The organism is Acinetobacter sp. 25-47-130, assembly GCF_056779705.1.
On the sequence record NZ_JBWYII010000009.1, the window covers coordinates 17,302 to 40,694 of the forward strand.

The 23,393-nt window shown below is 38.7% G+C and carries 21 protein-coding genes; 9 read left to right on the top strand and 12 right to left on the bottom strand.

Annotated elements, in window-relative coordinates:
• Nucleotides 1–95 precede the first annotated feature (95 nt).
• From AC1M83_RS10770 to dnaJ, 4 genes are all read left to right on the top strand, one after another.
• Nucleotides 96–1,211 carry an efflux RND transporter periplasmic adaptor subunit gene (locus AC1M83_RS10770; RefSeq protein ID WP_481590647.1) on the top strand — a complete coding sequence of 372 codons (1,116 nt, stop codon included), beginning with the start codon at nt 96–98 and terminating at the stop codon, nt 1,209–1,211.
• Nucleotides 1,208–4,342: an efflux RND transporter permease subunit gene (locus AC1M83_RS10775; RefSeq protein ID WP_481590648.1), complete on the top strand. Its 3,135-nt coding sequence runs from the start codon at nt 1,208–1,210 to the stop codon at nt 4,340–4,342. The genes AC1M83_RS10770 and AC1M83_RS10775 overlap by 4 nt, the downstream gene beginning before the upstream one ends.
• Before the next feature lie 135 nt (nt 4,343–4,477).
• Nucleotides 4,478–4,855, top strand: coding sequence for a hypothetical protein (locus tag AC1M83_RS10780; protein WP_035268802.1), 378 nt, complete (start codon nt 4,478–4,480; stop codon nt 4,853–4,855).
• 94 nt (nt 4,856–4,949) lie between these two features.
• Nucleotides 4,950–6,065, top strand: a complete 1,116-nt coding sequence (gene dnaJ / locus AC1M83_RS10785) for a molecular chaperone DnaJ (RefSeq protein ID WP_035268804.1) — start codon at nt 4,950–4,952, stop codon at nt 6,063–6,065.
• Between the two features lie 247 nt (nt 6,066–6,312).
• Here dnaJ and AC1M83_RS10790 read toward each other — a convergent pair whose 3' ends face one another.
• The 3 genes from AC1M83_RS10790 to ubiG are packed head-to-tail and all read right to left on the bottom strand — an operon-like array spanning nt 6,313 to nt 8,483.
• On the bottom strand, nt 6,313–7,059 hold the full coding sequence (locus tag AC1M83_RS10790) for a YciK family oxidoreductase (RefSeq protein WP_035268812.1): 747 nt from the start codon (nt 7,057–7,059) through the stop codon (nt 6,313–6,315).
• A 24-nt stretch (nt 7,060–7,083) separates the two neighbouring features.
• On the bottom strand, nt 7,084–7,770 hold the full coding sequence (locus AC1M83_RS10795; RefSeq protein ID WP_035268813.1) for an HAD family hydrolase: 687 nt from the start codon (nt 7,768–7,770) through the stop codon (nt 7,084–7,086).
• On the bottom strand, nt 7,767–8,483 hold the full coding sequence (gene ubiG / locus AC1M83_RS10800) for a bifunctional 2-polyprenyl-6-hydroxyphenol methylase/3-demethylubiquinol 3-O-methyltransferase UbiG (protein WP_481590649.1): 717 nt from the start codon (nt 8,481–8,483) through the stop codon (nt 7,767–7,769). The genes AC1M83_RS10795 and ubiG overlap by 4 nt, the downstream gene beginning before the upstream one ends.
• 182 nt (nt 8,484–8,665) lie before the next feature.
• Here ubiG and AC1M83_RS10805 point away from each other — a divergent pair, with 182 nt between their 5' ends.
• The gene (locus AC1M83_RS10805; RefSeq protein WP_180000355.1) at nt 8,666–9,283 is read left to right on the top strand and encodes a thiol:disulfide interchange protein DsbA/DsbL; all 618 of its coding nucleotides are present in this window, start codon (nt 8,666–8,668) and stop codon (nt 9,281–9,283) included.
• Nucleotides 9,284–9,311: 28 nt separating this feature from the next.
• Here AC1M83_RS10805 and AC1M83_RS10810 read toward each other — a convergent pair whose 3' ends face one another.
• Nucleotides 9,312–9,956: a TetR family transcriptional regulator gene (locus AC1M83_RS10810; RefSeq protein ID WP_481590650.1), complete on the bottom strand. Its 645-nt coding sequence runs from the start codon at nt 9,954–9,956 to the stop codon at nt 9,312–9,314.
• Nucleotides 9,957–10,132: 176 nt separating this feature from the next.
• On the opposite strand from AC1M83_RS10810, the gene AC1M83_RS10815 reads away from it, so the two are divergent.
• Both AC1M83_RS10815 and AC1M83_RS10820 read left to right on the top strand, forming a co-directional pair.
• Nucleotides 10,133–11,155, top strand: a complete 1,023-nt coding sequence (locus tag AC1M83_RS10815; protein WP_481590651.1) for a flavin reductase family protein — start codon at nt 10,133–10,135, stop codon at nt 11,153–11,155.
• Nucleotides 11,156–11,188: 33 nt separating this feature from the next.
• Entirely contained in the window at nt 11,189–12,331 is a 1,143-nt protein-coding gene (locus AC1M83_RS10820; RefSeq protein WP_481587749.1) for a fatty acid desaturase family protein, read from the top strand.
• Between the two features lie 170 nt (nt 12,332–12,501).
• Here AC1M83_RS10820 and AC1M83_RS10825 read toward each other — a convergent pair whose 3' ends face one another.
• The 6 genes from AC1M83_RS10825 to AC1M83_RS10850 all read right to left on the bottom strand — a co-directional run bounded on the left by AC1M83_RS10825 (nt 12,502) and on the right by AC1M83_RS10850 (nt 16,089).
• Nucleotides 12,502–13,005 (bottom strand): hypothetical protein, encoded by a 504-nt coding sequence (locus AC1M83_RS10825; protein ID WP_180000349.1) that lies wholly within the window; start codon nt 13,003–13,005, stop codon nt 12,502–12,504.
• 258 nt (nt 13,006–13,263) lie between these two features.
• On the bottom strand, nt 13,264–13,611 hold the full coding sequence (locus AC1M83_RS10830) for a hypothetical protein (protein ID WP_481589398.1): 348 nt from the start codon (nt 13,609–13,611) through the stop codon (nt 13,264–13,266).
• A gap of 335 nt (nt 13,612–13,946) precedes the next feature.
• Nucleotides 13,947–14,435, bottom strand: coding sequence for an NF045616 family extracytoplasmic (lipo)protein (locus tag AC1M83_RS10835; RefSeq protein ID WP_179999982.1), 489 nt, complete (start codon nt 14,433–14,435; stop codon nt 13,947–13,949).
• A complete protein-coding gene (locus AC1M83_RS10840; protein WP_481590652.1) occupies nt 14,432–15,130 on the bottom strand; it encodes a zinc protease in 699 nt (232 codons plus the stop codon). The genes AC1M83_RS10835 and AC1M83_RS10840 overlap by 4 nt, the downstream gene beginning before the upstream one ends.
• The gene (locus tag AC1M83_RS10845) at nt 15,120–15,647 is read right to left on the bottom strand and encodes a PAAR domain-containing protein (protein ID WP_481590653.1); all 528 of its coding nucleotides are present in this window, start codon (nt 15,645–15,647) and stop codon (nt 15,120–15,122) included. Before AC1M83_RS10845 ends, AC1M83_RS10840 begins: the two co-directional genes overlap by 11 nt.
• Complete coding sequence (locus AC1M83_RS10850) at nt 15,640–16,089, bottom strand: PAAR domain-containing protein (protein WP_481590654.1); 450 nt, start codon at nt 16,087–16,089, stop codon at nt 15,640–15,642. The genes AC1M83_RS10845 and AC1M83_RS10850 overlap by 8 nt, the downstream gene beginning before the upstream one ends.
• A gap of 271 nt (nt 16,090–16,360) precedes the next feature.
• Between AC1M83_RS10850 and rph the strand changes: the two genes are divergently transcribed.
• Together rph and AC1M83_RS10860 are read left to right on the top strand one after the other, a co-directional pair.
• On the top strand, nt 16,361–17,077 hold the full coding sequence (gene rph / locus AC1M83_RS10855; protein WP_035270511.1) for a ribonuclease PH: 717 nt from the start codon (nt 16,361–16,363) through the stop codon (nt 17,075–17,077).
• A gap of 308 nt (nt 17,078–17,385) precedes the next feature.
• On the top strand, nt 17,386–19,617 hold the full coding sequence (locus AC1M83_RS10860) for a phosphocholine-specific phospholipase C (RefSeq protein ID WP_481590655.1): 2,232 nt from the start codon (nt 17,386–17,388) through the stop codon (nt 19,615–19,617).
• Nucleotides 19,618–19,678: 61 nt separating this feature from the next.
• On the opposite strand, the gene AC1M83_RS10865 is transcribed toward AC1M83_RS10860, so the two are convergent.
• Together AC1M83_RS10865 and nadC are read right to left on the bottom strand one after the other, a co-directional pair.
• Complete coding sequence (locus AC1M83_RS10865; protein WP_481590656.1) at nt 19,679–22,009, bottom strand: DUF6351 family protein; 2,331 nt, start codon at nt 22,007–22,009, stop codon at nt 19,679–19,681.
• Nucleotides 22,010–22,443: 434 nt separating this feature from the next.
• Nucleotides 22,444–23,289: a carboxylating nicotinate-nucleotide diphosphorylase gene (gene nadC, locus AC1M83_RS10870; RefSeq protein WP_481590657.1), complete on the bottom strand. Its 846-nt coding sequence runs from the start codon at nt 23,287–23,289 to the stop codon at nt 22,444–22,446.
• Nucleotides 23,290–23,393: the final 104 nt, after the last annotated feature.

Genomic DNA, 23,393 nt, shown 5'->3' on the forward strand with positions numbered 1-23,393 from the left:
TTTAATTACTGTACCATGCGGTATATTAATTAAAAAATAATCAAATTAATATCCCTAATTTGATTTGCCTAAAAATTGACATAAGAGCAGTGCACATGAGTCCTCAAAAATTTGCCACATACAGTCTAATGCTCATTTGTAGCGTGATACTCACCGCGTGTAGTAAGGATAAACCCACAGAGGAACAAATTCCATTTGTGATGGTTGCCCAGCCGAATACTTCCCAAGATGAACTGAAAAGTTATGCAGGAGAAGTTCAGGCGAGACAGCAAACGGCATTGGCTTTCCGTGTTGGAGGACAAATTACTGAACGCTATGTTGATGTTGGGGATCGAGTCAAAGTCGGGCAAGTCTTAGCAAAATTAGATGTGAAAGATGCTCAACTGCAGTTAAATGCTTCAAAAGCTCAGTTAGAAAGCGCGCAATCTGCAGCCAAAATTGCCGAAGAAGAATACAAACGCTTTAAGCAGTTATTACCTATTAATGCGGTGAGTCGTTCGCAATATGATGCCGTAGAAAATCAATATAAATCGGCAATGTCCAATTTAAAACAAGCACAATCAAATTATGCAGTGAGTAGTAATCAGACGGGATATAACCAACTCATTGCCAATAAAAATGGCGTCATCACTGAGCGTAGTATTGAAGTTGGTCAAGTGATCGCAGCAGGGCAGGCAGCATATCAACTGGCGATAGATGGTGATCGTGAAGTGGTGATTGGTGTGCCAGAACAAGCAGTATCAGAAATTAAAACAGGTCAAAAAGCTTGGGTTACGCTATGGTCAAAACCAGAGGAGCGTTTCGCCGCATATGTGCGTGAAATTTCACCTGCTGCCGACCAATCTAGAACATTTAGTGTCAAAGTTGCTTTGACTGAAGGGCGTTCAGCAATTCAACTTGGACAAAGTGCGCGAGTATTTTTTTCAAATACCAGTTCAAATGTGATTAATGTTCCTTTGACCAGTGTATCTGCAACAGAAGATCAGCCTTATGTTTGGGTTGTGAATCCAGATCACAGTATCCGTAAGGTGAATGTTCAAATAGGTGCTTATGGTCGTGATACGGTACCTGTGACTCAAGGTTTAAAAGCTTCTGATTGGGTCGTGGTTGGCGGTGTACACTTACTGCGAGATAAACAAAAAATTAATCCGATTGACCGTCAAAACCGTGCAGTGAATGTGAAAGCAGGACAAGTTGGAGCGAAAATATGAACTTTAACTTGTCAGAATGGGCGTTAAAAAATAAGGGACTGATCCTTTATTTCATGATTTTGATGGGAATATTGGGTGTTTATTCCTACTCAAAACTATCACAAAGTGAAGACCCTCCATTTAGTTTCAAAGTAATGGTCGTTCAAACCTATTGGCCAGGTGCGACAGCGGAAGAAGTTTCATTACAAGTAACTGATCGCATTGAAAAAGAATTAATGAGTACGGGGCTCTATGATCGTATTGCAGCCTATTCTCGTCCTGGTGAATCAATGGTGACCTTTGTTGCCAAAGACTCGCTGCGTTCTCATGAATTACCGAATGTTTGGTATCAGGTTAGAAAAAAAATTGGAGATATCAAACACCAACTTCCTAGCGGTGTTCAAGGTCCATTCTTTAACGATGAATTTGGTGACACCTTTGGGAATATTTATGTCTTAACGGGTGATGATTTTGATTATGCCGTGATGAAGGAATATGCCGATCGCTTACAGCTGCAACTACAACGTGTACAAGATGTTGGTAAGGTTGATTTAGTTGGCTTGCAAGATCAAAAAATTTGGATAGAAATTTCAAATACGAAAACCGCTCAATTGGGTATTCCAGTTTCTGCAATTCAAGAAGCACTACAAAAACAAAATACCATGGCGAGCGCAGGTTTCTTTGAAACAAGCTCAGATCGTATTCAAGTGCGTGTCAGCGGACAATTGAAATCAGTCGAAGATCTCAAGAACATGCCATTACTGGTTGGTGATAAGACCATTCAATTGGGCGATGTGGCTGAAGTTTACCGTGGCTTTAGTGAGCCAGCTCAACCACGTATGCGCTTTATGGGCAAAAATGGTATTGGTATTGCGGTGTCTATGCGTAAGGGTGGTGACATCATTGCGCTAGGGAAAAATCTAGAAAAGACCTTTAATGATCTACAACAAACTTTACCTTTAGGGATGGAACTTAAAAAAGTTTCAGATCAGCCTGTAGCGGTGCAACGCAGTATTCACGAATTTATCAAAGTGCTCGCAGAGGCCGTGATTATTGTCTTATTGGTCAGCTTCTTCTCTTTAGGTTTCCGTACAGGATTAGTGGTCGCTTTCTCTATTCCCTTGGTCTTGGCAATGACGTTCGCAGGCATGAATTTCTTTGATGTTGGACTGCACAAGATTTCTTTAGGCGCGTTAATTTTAGCACTTGGACTTTTGGTTGATGACGCCATCATTGCAGTTGAAATGATGGCCATTAAAATGGAACAAGGATATAGCAGATTAAAAGCCGCAGGTTTTGCTTGGAAGTCGACCGCATTTCCAATGTTAACGGGGACGCTGATCACTGCAGCTGGATTCTTGCCGATTGCCACTGCTGCGTCGAGCACAGGTGAATATACTCGCTCAATCTTCCAAGTTGTAACCATTGCTTTAGTGGTGTCATGGTTTGCAGCGGTACTGTTTGTTCCCTATTTAGGTGACAAATTACTGCCTGATTTTAATCAAATGAATCAGAAAGCTCCGTGGTATCAACGCTTATGGGCAAGATTACGTCAACAACCAGAGCCACAACCCGTCGTTCAACACCATGGTGAGCATCACGATCCATATCAAACTAAGATGTATCAAAAATTTAGATCTTGGGTTGAGTTATGTATTACTTATCGTAAAACCGTCATTGCTGCGACGGTTGCGATATTTGTCTTGTCAATTTTGATGTTTAAATTTGTTCCACAACAATTTTTCCCACCATCAAACCGTGCTGAAATATTAGTGGATCTAAAACTAGAGGAAGGTGCTTCTCTAACAGCGACAGAAAATGCGGTTAAAAAAGTAGAAAAATTCTTGTCGACTCAAAAAGGGATCGATAATTACGTCGCTTATGTTGGTACAGGTTCTCCACGTTTCTATTTACCACTTGATCAACAATTGCCTCAGGCGAGTTTTGCACAATTTGTGGTTTTGGCTTCCTCATTAGATGAGCGAGATGAGATTAGAAAGAATCTGAGTGAAGAAATTAGTAAGTTATTGCCTGAAGTACGGACACGTGTATCGCTATTGGAAAATGGGCCACCAGTCGGTTATCCAATTCAATACCGTGTTTCTGGTGAAGATTTAAATACTGTTCGCCAACGAGCACAATTAGTGTCACAAGCAATCAGTGAAAATCCAAATACCACCAATGTTCATTTAGATTGGGGTGAGCCGAGTAAAATTATTTCACTTGAAATTGATCAAGATCGAGCGCGTCAGTTAGGCGTATCTAGCTTAGATTTGGCGAATTTCTTAAATAGTTCAATTACGGGTGCTGCAATTAATCAGTATCGTGAAAAACGGGAGTTGATTGATATTCGTTTACGTGGCGATCAAGCGGAACGTGTTGATGTGGCATCGTTACAAAGTCTCGCTGTACCGACGAGTCAAGGTACAACAGTTCCATTGGCACAGATTGCGAATATCCAATATAAGTTTGAAGATGGTTTGATTTGGCATCGTAACCGTTTGCCGACGATTACTGTACGCGCAGATATTCGGACTAAACTCCAACCAGCTACTGTGGTTGGTGAATTAACTGAATCTATTGAGAAAATTCGTGCCGAACTTCCAAGTGGTTATCTGGTAGAAGTGGGAGGCACTGTGGAGGAATCTGCACGTGGGCAAACTTCAGTAAATGCTGGCATGCCGTTATTTTTGGCTGTGGTCTTTACCTTGCTCATGATTCAGCTCAAGAGTATTTCACGTTCGTTTATTGTTTTCTTGACCGCGCCTTTGGGTTTAATTGGCGTGGTATTGTTCCTGTTAATATTCAATAAGCCTTTCGGGTTTGTGGCGATGCTAGGTACCATTGCTTTATCTGGAATGATTATGCGTAATTCGCTTATCTTGATTGATCAGATCGAGCAAGATATCAAAGCGGGTCATTCTCAATGGGAAGCGATTTTAGAAGCGACAGTACGCCGTGCCCGTCCAATTATTTTGACTGCATTGGCTGCTGTGTTGGCGATGATTCCGCTTTCACGCAGTATCTTCTTTGGTCCAATGGCGGTAGCAATTATGGGTGGACTCATTATCGCAACATTATTAACGCTGTTCTTCTTGCCAGCACTCTATGCGGCATGGTTTAAAGTAAAAAAAGAGTCAAAAACCGCGTAGTTTTATGTGAATACTAGGTGCGAAGCATTGAAAAATTCAATATAGTAGTCCCTAGTTTTTAACACAAAATAACACAGTGGGCTGAGTACATAAAAAAACTGAATGTGCACTCGGTTGAGGTATAAAAAAGCATCCATGGGGCGAGACAATTTAACAAGACATCGTCGATTAATTACGATGTCTTATGTATTCATGTTTCTTGCATTGTTCACTGGTATCAGTGCTGCAATCGCCTATTTTTTAGCGCAAAAAGTGGCTCAAGCGCAAGACGCTGAAGTCTGGATCCATGCTCAAGCATTATGGATTGCACGAAATGTTGTGCTATTTATGATGATGGCCGCATTTGCTGCTCTTTGGTTTATTCCTGCCTGCTTTATCTATTGGGATAGTGTGTTATGGGTGAAAGGGTGTACGGTGATTGGTGTCATTTTTACCACAATTGCATGGCTATTTCTCCTAAATGCATGGCTTAAAGGCTTAGTTAAATATCTCCAGAAAAAAGCCGCTTTTTAAAATAATGATTTAATTTACTTGTAATCTCGGAATATGACCCCAACATATTCCGCAGAGAAGTCATATCAAATTTTTTTGTGGAGCATCGCCAGACATGGCTAAACGTGATTATTATGAGGTTTTAGGGGTTTCTAAAACAGCTAGTGATGATGAAATTAAAAAAGCCTACCGTAAGTTGGCGATGAAATATCATCCAGACCGTAACCCTGATAATGCTGAAGCAGAAGAAAAATTCAAAGAAGCTGCTGAAGCGTATGAAGTTTTATCTGATAGTGAAAAACGCAGCATGTATGACCGCATGGGACATAATGCGTTTGAAGGCGGCTTCGGTGGCGGCGGCGGTGGTTTCGGTGGCGGTTTTAGCGCTGAAGACATTTTTAGTCAGTTTGGTGACATTTTCGGTGGCGCGTTTGGTGGCGGCGGTCGCCAACAGCGTCAAAGACGTGGTTCAGACTTACGTTATGTGCTTGAGCTCAGCTTAGAAGAAGCTGTACGTGGCGTAAAGAAAACAATCACTTTTACTGCGCCAGCACCATGTGAAGTGTGTGATGGTAAAGGTTCTAAAAACCCGAATGATGTTGAAACCTGTAAAACTTGTCACGGGGCTGGCCAGGTCCGTATGCAACAAGGTTTCTTCTCAGTTCAGCAAACGTGTAGCACTTGTCGCGGACAAGGTAAGATTATTAAAAATCCTTGTGGCACTTGTCATGGTTCAGGTGTTAAAGATCGTCAACAGACACTTGAAGTTACCATTCCTGCAGGCGTGGATAATGGCGATCGCGTTCGTTTAACTGGAAAAGGTGAAGCGATTCGTGATGGTCAATCAGGTGATCTATACGTAGAAGTTAATGTTCGTGAACATGAAATCTTCCAACGTGATGGCGCGGACTTGTATATGGATGTGCCGATTAGTATCGCTGATGCTGCATTGGGTAAAGAAATTGAGATTCCAACCCTTGATGGTCGTGTGAACTTGAAAGTACCGGAGGGAACACAAACAGGTAAAATGTTCCGTCTACGTGGCAAGGGTGTAAAACCAGTACGCACAAGTATGCAAGGTGATTTACTTTGCCGTATCGTGATTGAAACACCAGTCAACTTAACTGCACGTCAACGTGAACTTTTAAAAGAGTTACAAGAATCTTTAGATGGTGCGGACAGTAAATCTTCACCTAAAAAGAAATCATTCTTCGATCGTTTATTTGACTGATCAGAATGAAATAAAAACCCGACATTATTGTCGGGTTTTTTATTGAGTGATATAAGTTTCAGATATTTAAAGCTAGATAAGTGATACTACCATTAGACAATTTCTTAGTTTATGGGTGTATTCAAGAATTGTTGTAATTCATCTGGTTAAGCCTTTAAGGCCGGAAGTTGAATTTTTAATAGGTTTTATTGGAACTATAATTAAAAAAAGAGGATCTGACGATCCTCATCATGTAATTTTGAAAAAACTAATCCTGAGCATCAATACTCTGACCATTCATCCCTATACTGTCTTCGCCCATTAAATATAAATAAGCTGGCATGATTTGTTCAGGCGTTGCCAATACTTTCGGATCTTCATCAGGATATGCTTTAGCACGCATAGCTGTTCGTGTTGCACCAGGATTAATACAGTTGTAGCGAATGTTTGGATAGACATTTTCTTTTGCAAAAATTTGACTGACCGCTTCAATGGCAATTTTTGAAACTGAGTATGCGCCCCATTTCGCACGTGCTTCACGACCGACACCTGAGCTTGCAAAAACAACAGAGGCATTTTGAGATTTTTCTAATAATGGAAGTAAATGTTGGGTAAGAACAAAAGGTGCTCTTAAATTTACAGCCATTACATCATCCCACACTTCAGCAGGGTAGTGGGCCAATTCAACGCGCTCACCTAAAATCCCAGCATTGTGCAAAATCCCATCTAAACGACCAAATTGTTGGTCAAGCGTTTCCACAAGACGTTCGTAATCATATGCTGTTGCAGTAGAAAGTTGCAGTGGCAAAATTGCAGGTTGAGGAGCACCTAAACTTTCAATTTCGTCATAGATCACTTCTAACTTGTTCAGCGTTCTACCATGAAGAACGACGGTCGCACCATGTAAAGCATAGCTCAACGCTGCTGCGCGTCCAATGCCGTCACCTGCACCCGTAATTAAAATTACTTTATCTTTCAATAAATCTGGGCGAGGTTGATATTCTGAATATTTCATGTGCGACCTCCTTCATTGTTCTAATTAAGCTGTTTTTTGGTGAGATTCGATCAATTCGATTAAGTGTTGATGTAATTCTTGTACATCATTCACTATACAATCTGCCTGCCAAGAATCTAAGTCATCTTTGTGTTCTAATGGTAAATATCCGTAAGCAGCCAAAATCGTGTACATATTTGCGCTTCGACCTGCATCAATATCACGTGGATGATCACCAACATAAATGCATTGTTCAGCTGGAACATTAATTTGTTGAGCAGCGAGATACATTGGTTCTGGGTCAGGTTTAGTGTGCTTAACATCTTCTGGGCATACGAGAACGGCACAACGTTCAGTTAAGTTTAAGGCTTGAAGTAGTGCCTCACTCAGCCAACGAGGCTTGTTTGTCACAATTCCCCATGGAATATCCCGTTGTTCCAAGTCCTCAATTAAAGGATACATTCCTGCAAAAAGGTCTGTATCCACAGCAATATCAGCACCATAGATATCTAGAAAGCGCTGACGATGTGCAAGGAAAATAGGATCATCAACCTGTAATTCAGGATAAACCAATTTCACCATCGCCCGAGCCCCCTCGGAGACCTGAGTTCGGATCAGGGCTGCATCTACGATCTCTCGACCTTCTTCACGACACATTGCTTGAATAATACGAATAAAATCCGCAGCAGTGTCAATTAAAGTCCCATCTAGGTCGAAAAGTACGGCCTTCATTCATTCACCTCATTATGGGTGTAAACCATATAGTTCACATCGACATTTGGGGCTAACCAATAATGTTTAGTTAATGGGTTGTAATGTAAGCCTGTCATATCTTTAAGTTTTAAACCTGCGTTACGAATATCATGCGCTAATTCAGAAGGTTTAATAAATTTATGATAGTCATGAGTTCCTTTTTTCAAAAGACGTAACACATACTCTGCACCGATAATCGCAAATAAATATGATTTTGGATTACGGTTAATTGTGGAGAAGAATACATGACCGTTTGGTTTCACCAGTTTTTGGCATGCTTGAATGATTGACGCTGGATCTGGTACATGTTCCAACATTTCCATACAAGTTACGACATCGTATTGACCAGCTTGTTCTTCAGCCAATTGCTCAACTGGAATTTGACGATATTCGATATTGGTGACATTTTCTTGTTCTGCATGCAGACGTGCGACATTTAATGGTGCTGCGCCCATATCGATACCGAGGACATCGGCACCACGGCGTGCCATACTTTCGGCCAAAATACCGCCGCCACAGCCCACATCTAGGACTTTTTTGCCACTAAGACCACCTGCATGTTCATCAATCCAATTCAATCGTAATGGATTGATTTGATGGAGAGGGCGAAACTCAGAGTGTTGATCCCACCATACTGCAGCAAGTGCTTCAAATTTAGCAATTTCTTGTGGGTCAACATTCAGTTGATTCATTACAGCCACCTTAGCAAAGTTCGTTTTAATGGGTAGAATTTATATCAGATCTTAGTGTATCGCTAATTCCAAAAAAAGCGATAAATCTTGTAAAAAAGTTCACAGAATCAAAACGATTTTCTCATATTTGTTTTATAGTGAAACCATATGCTAATCAGAATGATTTAGAGGATAAAAACTTAATGAAAAAGGTGGTTTTTAGTGGCGTTGCCGCTGCGGTGCTGATGGCACTTTCAACAGGTGCAATGGCGAACTTTGTTGAAGGCAAAGATTATACGGTCGTGCAAAACCCAGGAAAGGTTGATGTCGCTGGTAAATTGGAAGTACGTGAGTTCTTTTGGTATGGCTGTGGTCATTGCTTTACTTTAGAACCTCATATGCAATCTTGGTTACGTAAAATTCCAAAAGATGTGAATTTTGTCCGTACACCTGCTGCAATGAACAAAGTATGGGAACAGAATGCACGTGGCTACTACGTTTCTGAAGCACTTGGTGTTCGTAAACGTACCCATTTGCCTTTATTCCACGCGATCCATGACAAAGGTCAGCAGATTTTTGACCAAAAATCACAAGCGCAATTCTTTACGAAGTATGGTATCCCAGAAGCGAAATTCAATAGTTTATATAATTCTTTCGCAATTACTGCCAAAGTCTCTCAAGCAAATAAATTAGCACAACAATATCAATTGACGGGTGTGCCAGCTGTTGTAGTAAATGGGAAGTATGTCGTACAAGGTGATAATGGCCGTGTGTTACAAGTGGTTGATTATCTATTGGATAAAGAGCGCAAAGCTAAATAATAGAAAACCCGCATTGAGCGGGTTTTTTTTATGCCTCAGTAGTATTCCAATTCAAAATCCCTTTAAAGATTAATCGTATTTGGGTAATGGACTGTTTTTTGAGTACCAGTTTTTGTAATTCAAGCTCCATACCTGAATATTGACGGCCCAAGCTAATCCAAGACATTGCCCATGTGAAACATAAATTAATTAAAATATTCGACAACATTTTTAGATCATCAGCTTGATGAAAATTTTGTACGATTTCGAATTTTTGTAGGTCATTGGCCAAATCAGAATTTAGAAACTCAATTTCACGAGCAATCGCACGTCTTACCACTTCAGCCCCCCCCCAGCGCTCTGCGATCATAAAAATCCAAGGTTGGGTATTTAAATCGATGGCTTCAAAAAAAAGTTCCATGCTGGTTACGGCTTTCGCATCAGGGTGGGCTAAACCTTGACCGAGCTGATGAAGTACGGTTTTCAAATATAACGCGACTTGATCCACTAACTCTTGGCCTAATTCATCCATATCTTGAAAATGTCGATAAAAGGCTGTTGGGACCAAACCAACCTCACGTGCAACTTCACGCAGACTAATACTGCTAAATGAACGGCCAGATGTGCTTAAACGCAAAGCGGCATCTAGTAAAGCCTGACGACTTTGTTGTTTACGTTCATCGCGTATAGACATCTTAAAACCTGAGAAGTGAAGTCGAGATGAGTCTATCAAAAAAATATAAAAATTAAACGACGAATGTCAGTGAACATGTGTTGACTCAATTTCAAAATCAATATAGTGTACACATGTTCACTATTAGAACACTTGTTCACTCAATTAAATTGAAATACAAAAGAGGAACGTTTGAGATGAGTAGTTATCTGTCATATCGTCCTGAATGGATTCGAGAAGATTTCGTCGATTTTATCGCTGAAAAAATACATCCCACTTTGGCTTGGAAAAAAGTCAAAGCATCACTCGTGAGTCGTCAGGCACTTAGTCACGATTTCTATGAGATTCATTTATGTCCAAATCACAATTTCGATTTTCAACAGATTGAGGCAGGGCAAAGTGTTTTAGTGACAGTCGTAATTGCAGGCGTGCGTCTACAACGTAGTTATTCGATTGTGGAAATTTCTGCGACAGGTAATCTGGTGATTGCTGTCCGAGCTCAAGGAGTAGTGTCGAATTGTTTAAGCCAATTGGCGATAGGTTCTGTTGTGGAAATTTCTCAAGCGCAAGGTGAATTTACGCTTGAGCTGACTCAACAGCCAATTGTGTTATTGGCGTCGGGGAGTGGCATTACCGCCATTTATGCATTGCTTACGGAGGCTTTAAACACATTATCTGTACCTATCTATTTGATTTATTTCTGTCGAGATGACGCGTTCCACGTGAAACTACAACAGCTCGCTTCAAAACATGATCATTTTAATTATCACTATTTTAATACACGCCAACATAAACAATATCTGACATTGGCGTTGTTAGAGCAGTTAGTACCAAGTTTTAGGCAAGCACAGATTTATGCATGCGGTGCAACTTCGATGATGCAAGCTGTAAATCAAATTTGTCATGAAGAGGGGATCAGCAATCAGCTCAAACAAGAGTTTTTTCAAATCCGTGTAGATGAAGAAATTGAAAAACAATCTGTCACGTTTATCCGCAGTCAGAAATCGTTTGAAGCTCAAAAAAGTTTATTGGTGAGTGCTGAAGAGGCTGGATTAAGACCCGCTCATGGATGCCGAATGGGTATTTGTAATGCATGTGTCTGTAAAAAAGTGAGTGGCGCTACTAAAAATATGCTCACAGGTGAAATTGAACATGAGCCAAATCGACACATTAAATTATGTATTAGTCAGGCAGTAAGCCCTGTTGTGATTAATTTGTAATTTAACGGTATCGTATAAGACTGGAGAAAAATAATGAATATGTCACTTAATACAACATGGCAATCAAAATCTAAACATCTGACCGCTGAGCAAATTGAAGCATTTGGACAACGCGTTGAGCAGATTAGACTCAGTATTATGAATGATTTGGGTGAACAAGATGCCAAATATATTTATAAGATTCGTAACTTTGTTCGCTATAGCGAGATTGGCTCACGTGCATTGCTGATGTTTGGTGGTTGGATTCCACCTGTTTGGTTGGTGGGTACAGGATTACTGGGCGTGTCCAAAATTGTTGAAAATATGGAGCTTGGACATAATGTGATGCATGGTCAATTTGACTGGTTGAATGATCCAAGTTTAAACGGTGCGACATATGACTGGGACACCATCTCAACAGGCGATGACTGGAAATATACCCATAACTATGTACATCACACCTATACCAATATTGTGGGTATGGATCATGATGTAGGTTATGGTCTACTTCGTGTTTCAGCATCTCAACCGTGGGAACCAAGATTTTTGTTTAATATTCCATTAGCAATTCAATTGATGGTGTTTTTTGAATGGTATGTCGGTGTTCAAAACCTACACTTGGAAGACGCGCTTGTTTATAAAACCAAATCTTGGAAACAAGTGTGGAAAGATGCTGAAAAATTAAGAAAAAAAGTACGACGTCAGGTGGTAAAAGATTATGTCTTTTTCCCGATTATCGCTGGTCCAAATGCGCTTCCTGTCTTCGTAGGCAATGCAGTTGCAAATGTGATTAGAAGTTTATGGTCATCTGCAGTGATTTTTAATGGTCATTTTACTGAAGATGCAGAAACATTTGAGATGGATAATACCGAAAATGAAACGCGAGCAGAATGGTATTTACGTCAAATTCGAGGTTCAAGTAACTTTACGGGAACATCATGGCTGCATATTTTGAGTGGTAATTTGAGTCATCAAATCGAGCATCATTTATTCCCTGATATGCCTGCAAATCGCTATGCAGAAGCTGCGCCAAAAATTAAAGCATTATGTGAGGAATATGGCATTCACTATAATGAAGCTAACTTTATGAAACAATTCTGGAGCGTTTGGGTTCGTTTAGCTAAATGTTCTTTACCAAATGATAAGACAGCTAAAATTTCTCAATCTATAAGAAAATTAAGAGGAATATTTGCTTGAGTACTATCATCTAGTTAAATTCATGAAATACGTGAAGCATTAATCAAAATTTATGCGTGGAGCGTGAAGAGTCAAAAAAAGCCCAATTGTTGAGAATTGGGCTTTTAATTATGCTGTAAATATATCATTTATATAAAATAAAAGTATATTTACGCATAAGGTAAAATATATTAATTTAACTTTAAACATTGAGATCCATTAATTAAATCTGGATCATTTTTTAAAAGATTTAAATATTCACTTTGCAACACAAAAGTTTTATTCAAAGTTGTATCATATCGTTTTGCTAATTCTTTTCTTTCCAAATGATTCTGATATTTTTTCAAAAATTTATTAATAATACACATTGAATCAATAGCATCCCCCGATATTAACCTGTAACTTGTAATGTCTTTCTTATAGTCTAACCCCCCCATATCATAAGTATTAAAAAGTGATTCAATTTCACTCAAAGCATATAAATATAAATGATCGTTAACTTCCGAAGGGTTTTCTGAATTTTTATATGCAGCTCTATAAACAAAGCTTGCACTTTCTAAACTACTTGAAATAGCCATAATTTTTGTTTGTACTATTTGTTTATCTAACTCGTCTTCATCAATTGTATTTTTTTTAGCATTAGAGCAAGAAGAAAGAAGCAGAGAGCAAATTAATAGAGAGAAGATCTTTTTCATTAATACGTTCCATCAAATTTTTCAAATTCTTCTTTTCTAGGAGTTCTGTAGCCTTCTGAAACAGCAAAACTAAGAGCTTGTTTATTCCATCGTTTTCCAAAAATCATCGTATACAATCTTTCACTAATCATAAAAGGACCACCATTTTTTAGAATTTATCCGACTTTACCGACATATTCTGCTTTTGAAAACATACCATAGCCAGTTGGCGTAAGCTGAATGATTAGAGATCCTTTCTGATTAAAGATATAATAAAATTTATTTTATATCACGACAGTCATCCTGAATTTTTTCATTACCATATATCTTATTTAGTTTTTCTTTCCACTTTAACTGTTTTGTCTCAATCCACGAGTAAATATCACTGTAATCAATTTCTTTAGGAAGATTTTTCTTATATTCTAGTAGAAAGTTTCGCATCCAACACATCTGATTGACCTCAGCAATACTCATTTGCTCTTCAATTTCATATTTATCACCCGATGTCTTTTCAAAACCTTTTATGACTGCTACCTTTTGGATAGTTGATTGTAATAACGCTTGCGTAATAGGCGTTAAATCAGAATTTATAGCATTTTTATATACTAAATAATCTAGATATATCATGCTTCTAGCGCCTATATTTGCATTTTTGATATCATCCTGCTAATTAGCTGAATTTGTACATCCAGAAATTAAACTTACAAAAAATATAAGACTATAATTTTTTAAATTTTTCATACATAACATTTTTAGGATCACCAGGATATACTCTCTGTTCTTTCATAATATCAACCATCTTTGGATGGAAATCTTGATTAAAGACGTTGATAAACATTTTTCTGTTAATTGTTAGCGGTCCAGCATTTTTATTTATTAAAAACATATCACGAGTCGTTTCAATCACATTGATTGAAACTATACTTTCAACTAAGCTAAATATAATTTAAAAAACAAGCCTATCAGAAACTTGAAAAATTAAAAAAATTTTTAATTTTTTTAATAATTTTTTTTAATTCTACGGAAAGGCTAAAAGGGTTGGCATATTCAGATTTTTGACATTGTAATTGGCTACCCAACTTGTGAATTGATATATTTTTTTGATCATGAAGATTGATGCAAAAATCAGTAGCGTATGTTTTATCCATATCAAGAATTAGAGAATAGGGCCCTGATTCTTTAATATCTTTTAATGAAAATAGTAGGCAATTCTCTTCGTAAATAGGAGGAGTTTTAAGTTTTTCAATAACGACCTCTGAAACAGATCTTGCATTATAACCAGGGATACCTAGAGTTATGAGCGCTATGTGATCATCGCGTAACTTGGAATTAGGATTGTTAGTATAAATACATAAAGAGTTTTGTTTTTTTGTCAAATACAGTGGTTCATGTAATTGATGAGCTAAAACATTCGTTGAAAAAAGTAAAATAAAAAAGCTTAATTTGTTCATGCTTTATCTACCAATTGCGATTGTGGTAAATGCTTTTTATCATAAGGATTTAATAGGAATTCTCGTAAAATTCTTTCTACGTAACCTAATAATTTAATACTTTGAATATGATGTCTTCTCTTAGGTACTTTATTTTGCATATAAACAGCATCATGCCAAAATTCAATAATGCGACCTTGTTGCTCTAGGTTAAATTCATTAAATTTTCGGTCTGTATGTTTACCAGCTAAATCAGTAAAGTATGCGGTATAATCATCTCCATAATCAGGGCTGACGTTACTGCATATATACCCTCCTTGTCTAAAAAGTATTGCAGCTTGTCCAATATGTCTAACTCCTCCTCCTAATTGATATTGCCAAATATGAGTCATTTCATGAATAAAGTGATGTTCTGCCGAATAATCATTTTTACAATTGCTGAAATCAGGAAATTTATCAAATAAACTGCTAGTTAAGTTAATAGCGCCCATAGGGGAAAAAGTATTGCCTGTTAATCCTGGAACGCTCCATGTTGAACTTCTTTTAATAATAACTTTCGTATAATCTATCGAATCTTTAAAGATTTTTTTACACATCTCAATTTCGCCTGTAGTTAAAAGGCGTCTATGTTTTATCGCAACTTGACTAGTCCTAACTTGAGTTTTTTTTGCACTTAGATGTGTATTATGGCTATGAATAACATTTTTAGTGTTCATGCTTATGATCCTCATCACATAAGATATTTATAGTTATTTTTGAGGGTTCTGTATCTTCAATAATTTCTGTATATCCATGTTCATCTGTTATACCTTCAATTTTTTTAGTTGGTGTAATAATTTCATAAAGTACGTTGCTCAAAGGACTATTATCTAGATCATCGATAATTTGAAACTTATGAGCATAGTTAGATGTTTTATGAGTAAATGTTGATAAATTATTAGCTATATTTGATCCAGATATAGCTCCACCATTCTCCCCAACAACATGAACTTGTTTAGGCATTAAAGTAGCACCACACGTGAACTTATCACCGACATAAGCGACTGCTTTACCATCAAAAATCACATGGTCATTGCTTTTAATCAAAGTGGACCAGGTTTTACATTTTGGACAAGCAAAACCATCTCCCGCACGAAGAAATAGGTTTCCCATTTGAGAACTTCGCGATTGAGTGGATAACACTGTTCCAGCATGACTTGTTGTAGAACCATGTATGCCAAAACCTTTAGACACTCTTTGATCCTCCAATCATCGAAATCATGAAATCTTTGGGTAAAGCGGCATCATGATACAAACGTAAGACATGAGCTGTTATTGGACTATCGATAATTTCATCACCATTTTCTAATAGTGAGCCAATAAGTGCTGCGGATCGATTATGAATAGTGATGGCACTACCAGCACCAGAGATAATTTTTGCTGTTGAACCATCAGTGTATATCGCTTCATCACCTACTAAAGCTAAAGAAATACCTTTGACCTTATAGGTATCAGTAGAGGCTCTTACTAAACCACCTTTTTTCGTTTTAGAACCATTAAATGCAGCATAAACTTTGGTATACGGCTTATTATTCCAGTAGAGTTGCTCTGCTTGGTGAATCTTTTGAATATCATCTTGGGAAAGCTTTTTTAGCTGCTCTTCTGGCAGTTCATGCAAAAAAATAGGGCTAGTCATGCTAGATCCAATTATTCTAATTCAATAAAGAATAACAAAATACAGAATGAAGAAAAAGTTCAAAATGTAATCACACATTATCAAGAATAGTGATCATTATACATATGGGCGTTATACGAAGTCTGATCATTTTTTATGTCAACTCAGTTCAAACCAATGCATATTTTTAAATGAAACTGCAATTTTAAAACACGGACTTATAACAAAGTCAGATGCCATCAATCTGCTATAATGTGCCCAATCTTTTTTTAAGTAAAAATTAGGACGTATTATGCGTATTGACCAGCGTGCATTAGACCAGTTACGTGACGTTAAAATTACTCGAAACTATACACGTTATGCAGAAGGTTCAGTTTTAGTTGAATTTGGTCATACCAAAGTTCTTTGTACTGCCAGTGTTGATAATTCAGTACCGCGCTTCTTGAAAGGAAAAGGCCAAGGTTGGGTGACTGCTGAATATGGCATGTTGCCACGTTCAACCCATACACGCAGTGACCGTGAGGCAGCTCGTGGTAAACAAAGTGGACGTACTCAAGAAATTCAACGCTTAATCGGTCGTAGCTTACGTGCTATGGTGGATTTGAAGAAATTGGGTGAAAACACGATTACAATCGACTGTGATGTTATTCAAGCCGATGGTGGTACACGTACAGCGTCTATTACAGGTGCTGCGGTAGCCTTGATTGATGCTATGAATTCATTACTTGAGAAAAAGAAAATCAAACAAGATCCACTCAAAGGTTTGGTGGCTGCAATTTCTGTTGGTATTTATCAAGACGAAGTACTACTCGACTTATGTTATGAAGAAGATTCAAACTGCCAAACAGACTTGAATGTGGTGATGACTCAGGCGGGTGAGTTTATTGAAATTCAAGGTACTGCGGAAGATAAACCGTTCACGCGTACGCAATGTAACGCAATGCTTGAAATGGCTGAGAAAGGCATTCAAGAGTTAATTCAAAAGCAACAACAAGCACTAGGTTGGTAATTCGCATTTGATTGCATGCGTTGATTGTAAAAAAGCACCTTGATAGAGGTGCTTTTTTTATTTCATAGATTTGCAATTGAAGCTTCATTGCAGCGTCACGAAAAAAGCGTATCACTGAGTTCGCATAAAACGAGAAGGATAACTACATGCGAGCTTATTTTTTTATACTCATCCTTACACCAAGTATTTTGTTAACAGCTTGTGGGGGAGATGATGATAACCAAACATCCAAACCGCAACCTTCAGATCCAAGCTGTGAAATCCACTGTGCTCCATAACCATAACAAGAATAAAAATAGGATAAATGTATGAACCGTCGTGACTTTATTTTAAATTCGACCAAGACATTATTGGGTGCATCTGCATTAGCAAGTTTTCCGCTGAGTATTCAAAAAGCTTTAGCAATTGATGCAAAAGTGGAAACTGGCACTATTCAAGATGTGAAACATGTGGTGATTTTGACTCAAGAAAATCGTTCTTTTGATAACTATTTTGGAACATTCAAAGGAGTACGTGGTTTTGGTGATCGATTCACCATTCCATTGAGTGGTAAAAGAGCGGTGTGGGAACAGTATGATGCCAACAAAAATAAAATTTTGCCTTATCACCTAGACAGTTCATTGGGCAATGCTCAACGTGTTTCGGGCACACCTCATTCATGGAAGGATGGTCAAGCCGCTTGGGATTGTGGGCGTATGGGCAATTGGGTGGAACATAAACAACCCCAATCCATGGGCTATTTTAAGAAACAAGAGCTCGAGTTCCAGTTTGCACTAGCAGAAGCATTTACATTATGTGATGCCTACCATTGCGCTATGCACGCGGGAACTAATCCCAATCGTAAATTTATTTGGACAGGGACCAACGGGCCAACTGCTGCAGGTGTCGCGAGTGTAGTCAACGAGTTTGATAGTATTGGCTCATCAATGATCGGTTACGGCTGGACCACGTATCCTGAACGCTTACAGCAAGTTGGGATCCGTTGGAAGGTTTATCAAAATATGCCCGATAATTTTACGGATAATCCTTTGGCTGGATTTAAGCAATATCGCAAAGCCAATGAATTATCTGGTAAGCCGGTTAGCCATGCCAATATTTTGTCGCCTGAATATGATGAGCGTATTGATCAACGACAACCTCTCTATAAGGGTATTGCCAATACGATGCCTAAGGACGGCGGTTTATTAGGACAATTTAAACAAGATATCTTAGACGGTAAATTGCCACAGGTGAGCTGGGTGGTCGCACCGGCAGCGTATAGTGAACATCCGGGACCATCAAGTCCTGTTCAAGGCGCGTGGTACATTCAAGAACTGTTAAACACTTTAACGGCAGATCCAGAGTTATGGAGTCAGACGGTTTTACTGGTCAATTTTGATGAAAATGATGGTTTCTTTGATCATGTACCATCGCCATCTGCACCATCAAGAGAAATCAATGAAGCAGGTGATATCGTTAAAGTTCATGGTAAAACCACGTTATCAGAACAAGAGATATCATATGAATATTTCAATCACCCACGTGTATCAGGTTCGATAGCACAGCCTGAATTAAAATTTAAAAATGGTAAGAATGAAAACTTCTGGCATGGTGTGTATGGCCCAGGAGTACGTGTTCCAATGTATATCATTTCACCGTGGAGTCGTGGGGGATGGGTCAACTCTCAGGTATTTGATCATACTTCAATTATTCAATTTCTTGAGCAATGTTTTGGCGTGCAAGAGCCTAATATTAGCCCTTATCGTAGAGCAGTCTGTGGTGACCTTACGTCGGCGTTTGACTTTAAGACACCTAACTTTAATATTCTGCCAACACTTAATGGGCAAAGAACAAAACAAGAAGCTGACAATACGCGTCATTCGCAAGAGCAACTTAGCAAGGTTCCAGTCCCAGCAAATCAACAATTTCCTGTGCAAGAATCTGGAATACGTCATTCTCGAGCATTACCTTATTTATTACATACCAGCGCGCGCGTACAGGTTGCAACCCGAAACATACAATTGATTTTCGCAAATGGTGGAGAACAAGGTGCGGTTTTCCATGTCTACGACAAACTAGATTTAAATGCCATTCCTCGACGTTTTATGGTGGAGGCAGGCAAACAGCTTGAGGATGTTTGGGAGCTAGTAGATGATCAATATGATCTTTGGGTACTTGGACCAAATGGTTATCATCGAGCATTTAAAGGAAATCTTCACCATCAAATTGAAAGAGATCATTTGCCAGAAATTCGAATTTGCTATGAAGCCTGTCAACCTAAAATAATTTTAAAAATACGGCATGATGGTGCTGAAGCCGTTGAGATGATGGTCAAGGACAATGCGTACTACAATCAAAAAATGTGGACTGTCAAAACTCAAGCGAATGAGGCTGAACTTCATCTCGATTTAACGGAGTCTTGGGGATGGTATGATTTTAATGTGGTAATCGCCCAACAGCAGGGAGAGCAGGCTTATGAACGTCGTTTTGCTGGACGTATTGAAACAGGGCAGCATGCATGTACTGATCCTATGATGGGATTATTGCAACCTAAATCTTAAACACGAAGTAAAAAAAGCCGTGAATGTTCACGGCTTTTTTCAGAATTGAAAAATTCAGGTATTAAGACAGTTGAAATGAATTAGAGATCCAACCCTTCGGAAGTTGAGGCATTATAAGCTCCTCAGGGCGATTTGGATCTTCATCCAGTTGTTTACCACCATAAATGACATCATTAATCTCTCCATTTTGATTTTGATATGTTAACCACGGATAGGTTTTACCAAACCCAACAGGATCTTGGGTGTAATCACAAACACCATCTGGAAAAACTTTTTGTAATCGAGTCCATTGCTCATCTGTAAAGTTAATATTGGGGTAAAGACGACGTGTGAGTGGTTGTAGTTTACATTTATTGGCGTAGGTACTAATTTGATCACCTGCTACCATTCGCGGTGTTTTATAGACTGGTACACGAAGGTTATTGCAGAACCCAGATCTTCGAATCGTTCCTAATGTGATACATGAGTCGTTAAGATTTACTTTATTGCGAGTGAGTTTCTGTGGCAGAGGTAAATTGCTTGTATCATTTTTTACGCGATCCAACCATTGGTTCATATCATCGAAACTGATTTCTAAACATTTAAGATCGCCAATCATAATGGTATCACCTCCATACAGAAGCTGATTGTTATGATGTCCATGTGCTTTGTCTAAACGTGCTCTAATCGCGAATGCTCGGTAAGCATCATGGAAGATCGCTGGATCTGGACCACGACAATCAATAATCGCCACTTGATCTAAATTATTGGCAACATTGATTAAACCAGTTCGATAAGCATTTTTTAAACCTTGCTCCGTGGCATATAACCGTTCGGGAATTGGATTAATATCAATATCAACTCCACCGAGGCGTTCATTTAATAAAACAAATTTTTCAGCATTGATCACACCATCAAATAAGGTTTGAAGCCCGTATTGCACACCGACATTATCAATTGGTAGGTTAGCAAACCCAATATTTCGCTGGTTTTCGACAGGACTCCAAATTTGTCTAAGCTGTTGTGTATTTGGATCAACTTCAGTTGGATTTCTGAGACCCAACAAATTTACAGCAGCCTCTTGAATTGAACAGCGTGTCCCATTCGGATTTGAGGTGGCATTGTACAGTTGTGTTTCTGATATTCCGCTACAAATTGTATTTGGTCGAGCAACATCGAATTGCGCAAGTTCACTGACATAACCATTAATCTCAGAAATATGACCTTGAATATGGTTAATTTGATGAGGGAGGAAAGAGCGGCCTTCTGCTGTTTTAAAATAATTGATCATAATATGATAATCAGCAAACTGAGACGCTGTACTCCATGCATCAGGGAAGGAGCACGTTACTAACAAACCTTGGTATACACCTGGATAAGCATTAGCTACCCATTGAGATGCGAGCGCGCCACCTGAACAGCCTTGTCCAATCGTGTAGTCTAAAGTGCCGTATTGTTCGATAAAACGTTCTTTGGCCATAATGATTGATTCAGCTTGAACCGCCAAATTACAGTTATGTCCACTGTTGGATAGCGCCGTAGACATGACGCCATAACCTTTGCCCAAAGCCTTGATGGTAATATCTGGCAAAATAGAACTTGATGTCGCAACCACGGTAGGCGCGGTTGCAGACTGATAATCATTTCCGCAACTTTGCCCATGGGTTACTAACAGCTTATTATTAAATTGGGGTTGTGGATTCAACGCAGTCCAAGGCTGATTAGGATTAAACAATACAGCAAACCGATATTCATCACGATTTTGATAGCCGACTTCTTCTCGAATGATAAATGGTACTTCTACGCCTGTATCGGTCTTAATTTTGGAAATTAGACCCGCCGAAGGTGGTTTCTCAGGATTATAGGTTTGTAAAGTTCCGACCAAATTCCGATAGTAGTAATTATATTGAACAGGTTTACGGCAAAATAAATCAGTCGAGCCGTTGGTACAGGTCCATGGATTAATTTGAGGTCCAGATAAAAGAGGACCTGTGGTACTGAAATTTTTTAAATATAAATTTTGAATTTCATTTGGTGTTTCAATTTTAAGTAGATTTTCCCCTAACTGTAATCCATCCAATAGCACTCTATTTTGAGCATTGGAAAAGCGAGATTTGATGTCCTGTCCATTTAAATGAATGCTTATATTTGCGTCATTAAAATTAATCGATGGGTCTAATTCGATCAATACATCATTATCTGTCACAAGATCGGGGCGAGTTGATAAAACAGTCACGAATTCTTTTTCAATTTTATTCGTTGGATTGTCAGGATCAGTTGGATTGGTCGGAGTTGGCTGTGATCCATTACCACCGCCTGAATTCCCCCCAGATTCGCTGGAGCTTTTACAACCGACGAGTAAGCTGCTACTAATCGCGACGCTTAAAAGCGTATAGATCATTTGCGTTTTCATGTGATTTCCCTAATGTACAACATGGTGGATGCAATCGATCCGATGACTGCATTTCTTTTTATTTATTCACTGACATTCAGCATGGTCTATGCGTTAACACCCTCCTATTATTTAGACAATGCGAACTCATGGCTTTAATTGTATTTATTGGCTTCACTATGAATGAAAATTAGGCAGCATTCCATGACAGAAAATTGAATAATTGAAAAATTAAGGCGAATAAATGGTTGAAATTTAATGATTTACTTTGCATTCTATGGGTTTAGTATGATTTTTATTAAAAAATAATCTTAAAGCGTGGAAGGTATCAACTAGTACCATATAAATTCAAATTTTTTTGTATTCTTGCGATAAAGTTAATGCAGCATCACAGTTTTAAGCAAATAAAAAAAGGAGCAAAGCCCCTTTTTTATTGAGAGATAGGATTGAATCAATTAAGCGTTAAAGCGCATAGATAAATCGATGGCTTTGACATCTTTAGTCAGTACACCCATGGAAATAAAGTCGACGCCTGAAGTAGCAACTTCACGTAAGTTCTCGATGGTAATATTACCTGAAGCTTCTAATTTACAACGACCAGCCACATGCTTGACTGCATCAATCATTTGTTGTTGGCTGAAATTGTCCAACATGACGATATCGGCACCAGCATCTAAAGCTTGGTTTAACTCATCCCAAGTTTCAACTTCGACTTCCACAGGTTTACCTGGTGCAATGGCATGCGCTTTTTCGATTGCTTGCTGAATACCACCTGCAGCCATAATATGGTTTTCTTTAATTAAAAAAGCATCGAATAAACCTAAACGATGGTTTTGACCACCACCTACACCCACCGCATATTTTTGCGCAATACGTAAGCCAGGTAATGTTTTACGTGTATCCAGTAGTTTGGTATTTAAACCTTCTAAATGTTTCACATATTCAGCCGTTTTTGTAGCAACAGCAGAAAGGGTTTGTACAAAATTAAGTGCTGGGCGTTCAACGGTTAACAGACTGCGTGCTGAGCCTGCAAGTTTTAAAAATACCTCATTGGCTTGAACTTGATCGCCATCTTGCTTTAACCAAATCACATCAACGCTTGGATCATAGGCTTTAATTAAAGCATTGACCCACGGTTGCCCTGCAAGAATCATCGTTTCGCGACTGATAATGGTTGCTGTTGCTTGTTCATCTTCAGGTGTCAGCAATGCGGTGATATCACGCTCACCAATATCCTCTTGCAATGCTTGTTGGATATTGATTTGAATTGATTGTTCAAGCAAAGATTGCGGTATGCTCATAAAATCCCTATTGTAGGCACCAGAAAAATGAGCAATATATTACCATTGCACCTCAAGTAATGGTGCTGTTTTTTTCGTCCAAGTCTTTTTCAAAGATGAGCGTG

Excerpts from the sequence above, each read along its gene's own strand:
- AC1M83_RS10770 (WP_481590647.1), top strand. The coding sequence starts at position 96 with ATGAGTCCTCAAAAATTTGCCACATACAGTCTAATGCTCATTTGTAGC.
- AC1M83_RS10775 (WP_481590648.1), top strand. The coding sequence starts at position 1,208 with ATGAACTTTAACTTGTCAGAATGGGCGTTAAAAAATAAGGGACTGATC.
- AC1M83_RS10780 (WP_035268802.1), top strand. The coding sequence starts at position 4,478 with ATGGGGCGAGACAATTTAACAAGACATCGTCGATTAATTACGATGTCT.
- dnaJ (WP_035268804.1), top strand. The coding sequence starts at position 4,950 with ATGGCTAAACGTGATTATTATGAGGTTTTAGGGGTTTCTAAAACAGCT.
- AC1M83_RS10790 (WP_035268812.1), bottom strand. The coding sequence starts at position 7,059 with ATGAAATATTCAGAATATCAACCTCGCCCAGATTTATTGAAAGATAAA.
- AC1M83_RS10795 (WP_035268813.1), bottom strand. The coding sequence starts at position 7,770 with ATGAAGGCCGTACTTTTCGACCTAGATGGGACTTTAATTGACACTGCT.
- ubiG (WP_481590649.1), bottom strand. The coding sequence starts at position 8,483 with ATGAATCAACTGAATGTTGACCCACAAGAAATTGCTAAATTTGAAGCA.
- AC1M83_RS10805 (WP_180000355.1), top strand. The coding sequence starts at position 8,666 with ATGAAAAAGGTGGTTTTTAGTGGCGTTGCCGCTGCGGTGCTGATGGCA.
- AC1M83_RS10810 (WP_481590650.1), bottom strand. The coding sequence starts at position 9,956 with ATGTCTATACGCGATGAACGTAAACAACAAAGTCGTCAGGCTTTACTA.
- AC1M83_RS10815 (WP_481590651.1), top strand. The coding sequence starts at position 10,133 with ATGAGTAGTTATCTGTCATATCGTCCTGAATGGATTCGAGAAGATTTC.
- AC1M83_RS10820 (WP_481587749.1), top strand. The coding sequence starts at position 11,189 with ATGAATATGTCACTTAATACAACATGGCAATCAAAATCTAAACATCTG.
- AC1M83_RS10825 (WP_180000349.1), bottom strand. The coding sequence starts at position 13,005 with ATGAAAAAGATCTTCTCTCTATTAATTTGCTCTCTGCTTCTTTCTTCT.
- AC1M83_RS10830 (WP_481589398.1), bottom strand. The coding sequence starts at position 13,611 with ATGATATATCTAGATTATTTAGTATATAAAAATGCTATAAATTCTGAT.
- AC1M83_RS10835 (WP_179999982.1), bottom strand. The coding sequence starts at position 14,435 with ATGAACAAATTAAGCTTTTTTATTTTACTTTTTTCAACGAATGTTTTA.
- AC1M83_RS10840 (WP_481590652.1), bottom strand. The coding sequence starts at position 15,130 with ATGAACACTAAAAATGTTATTCATAGCCATAATACACATCTAAGTGCA.
- AC1M83_RS10850 (WP_481590654.1), bottom strand. The coding sequence starts at position 16,089 with ATGACTAGCCCTATTTTTTTGCATGAACTGCCAGAAGAGCAGCTAAAA.
- rph (WP_035270511.1), top strand. The coding sequence starts at position 16,361 with ATGCGTATTGACCAGCGTGCATTAGACCAGTTACGTGACGTTAAAATT.
- AC1M83_RS10860 (WP_481590655.1), top strand. The coding sequence starts at position 17,386 with ATGAACCGTCGTGACTTTATTTTAAATTCGACCAAGACATTATTGGGT.
- AC1M83_RS10865 (WP_481590656.1), bottom strand. The coding sequence starts at position 22,009 with ATGAAAACGCAAATGATCTATACGCTTTTAAGCGTCGCGATTAGTAGC.
- nadC (WP_481590657.1), bottom strand. The coding sequence starts at position 23,289 with ATGAGCATACCGCAATCTTTGCTTGAACAATCAATTCAAATCAATATC.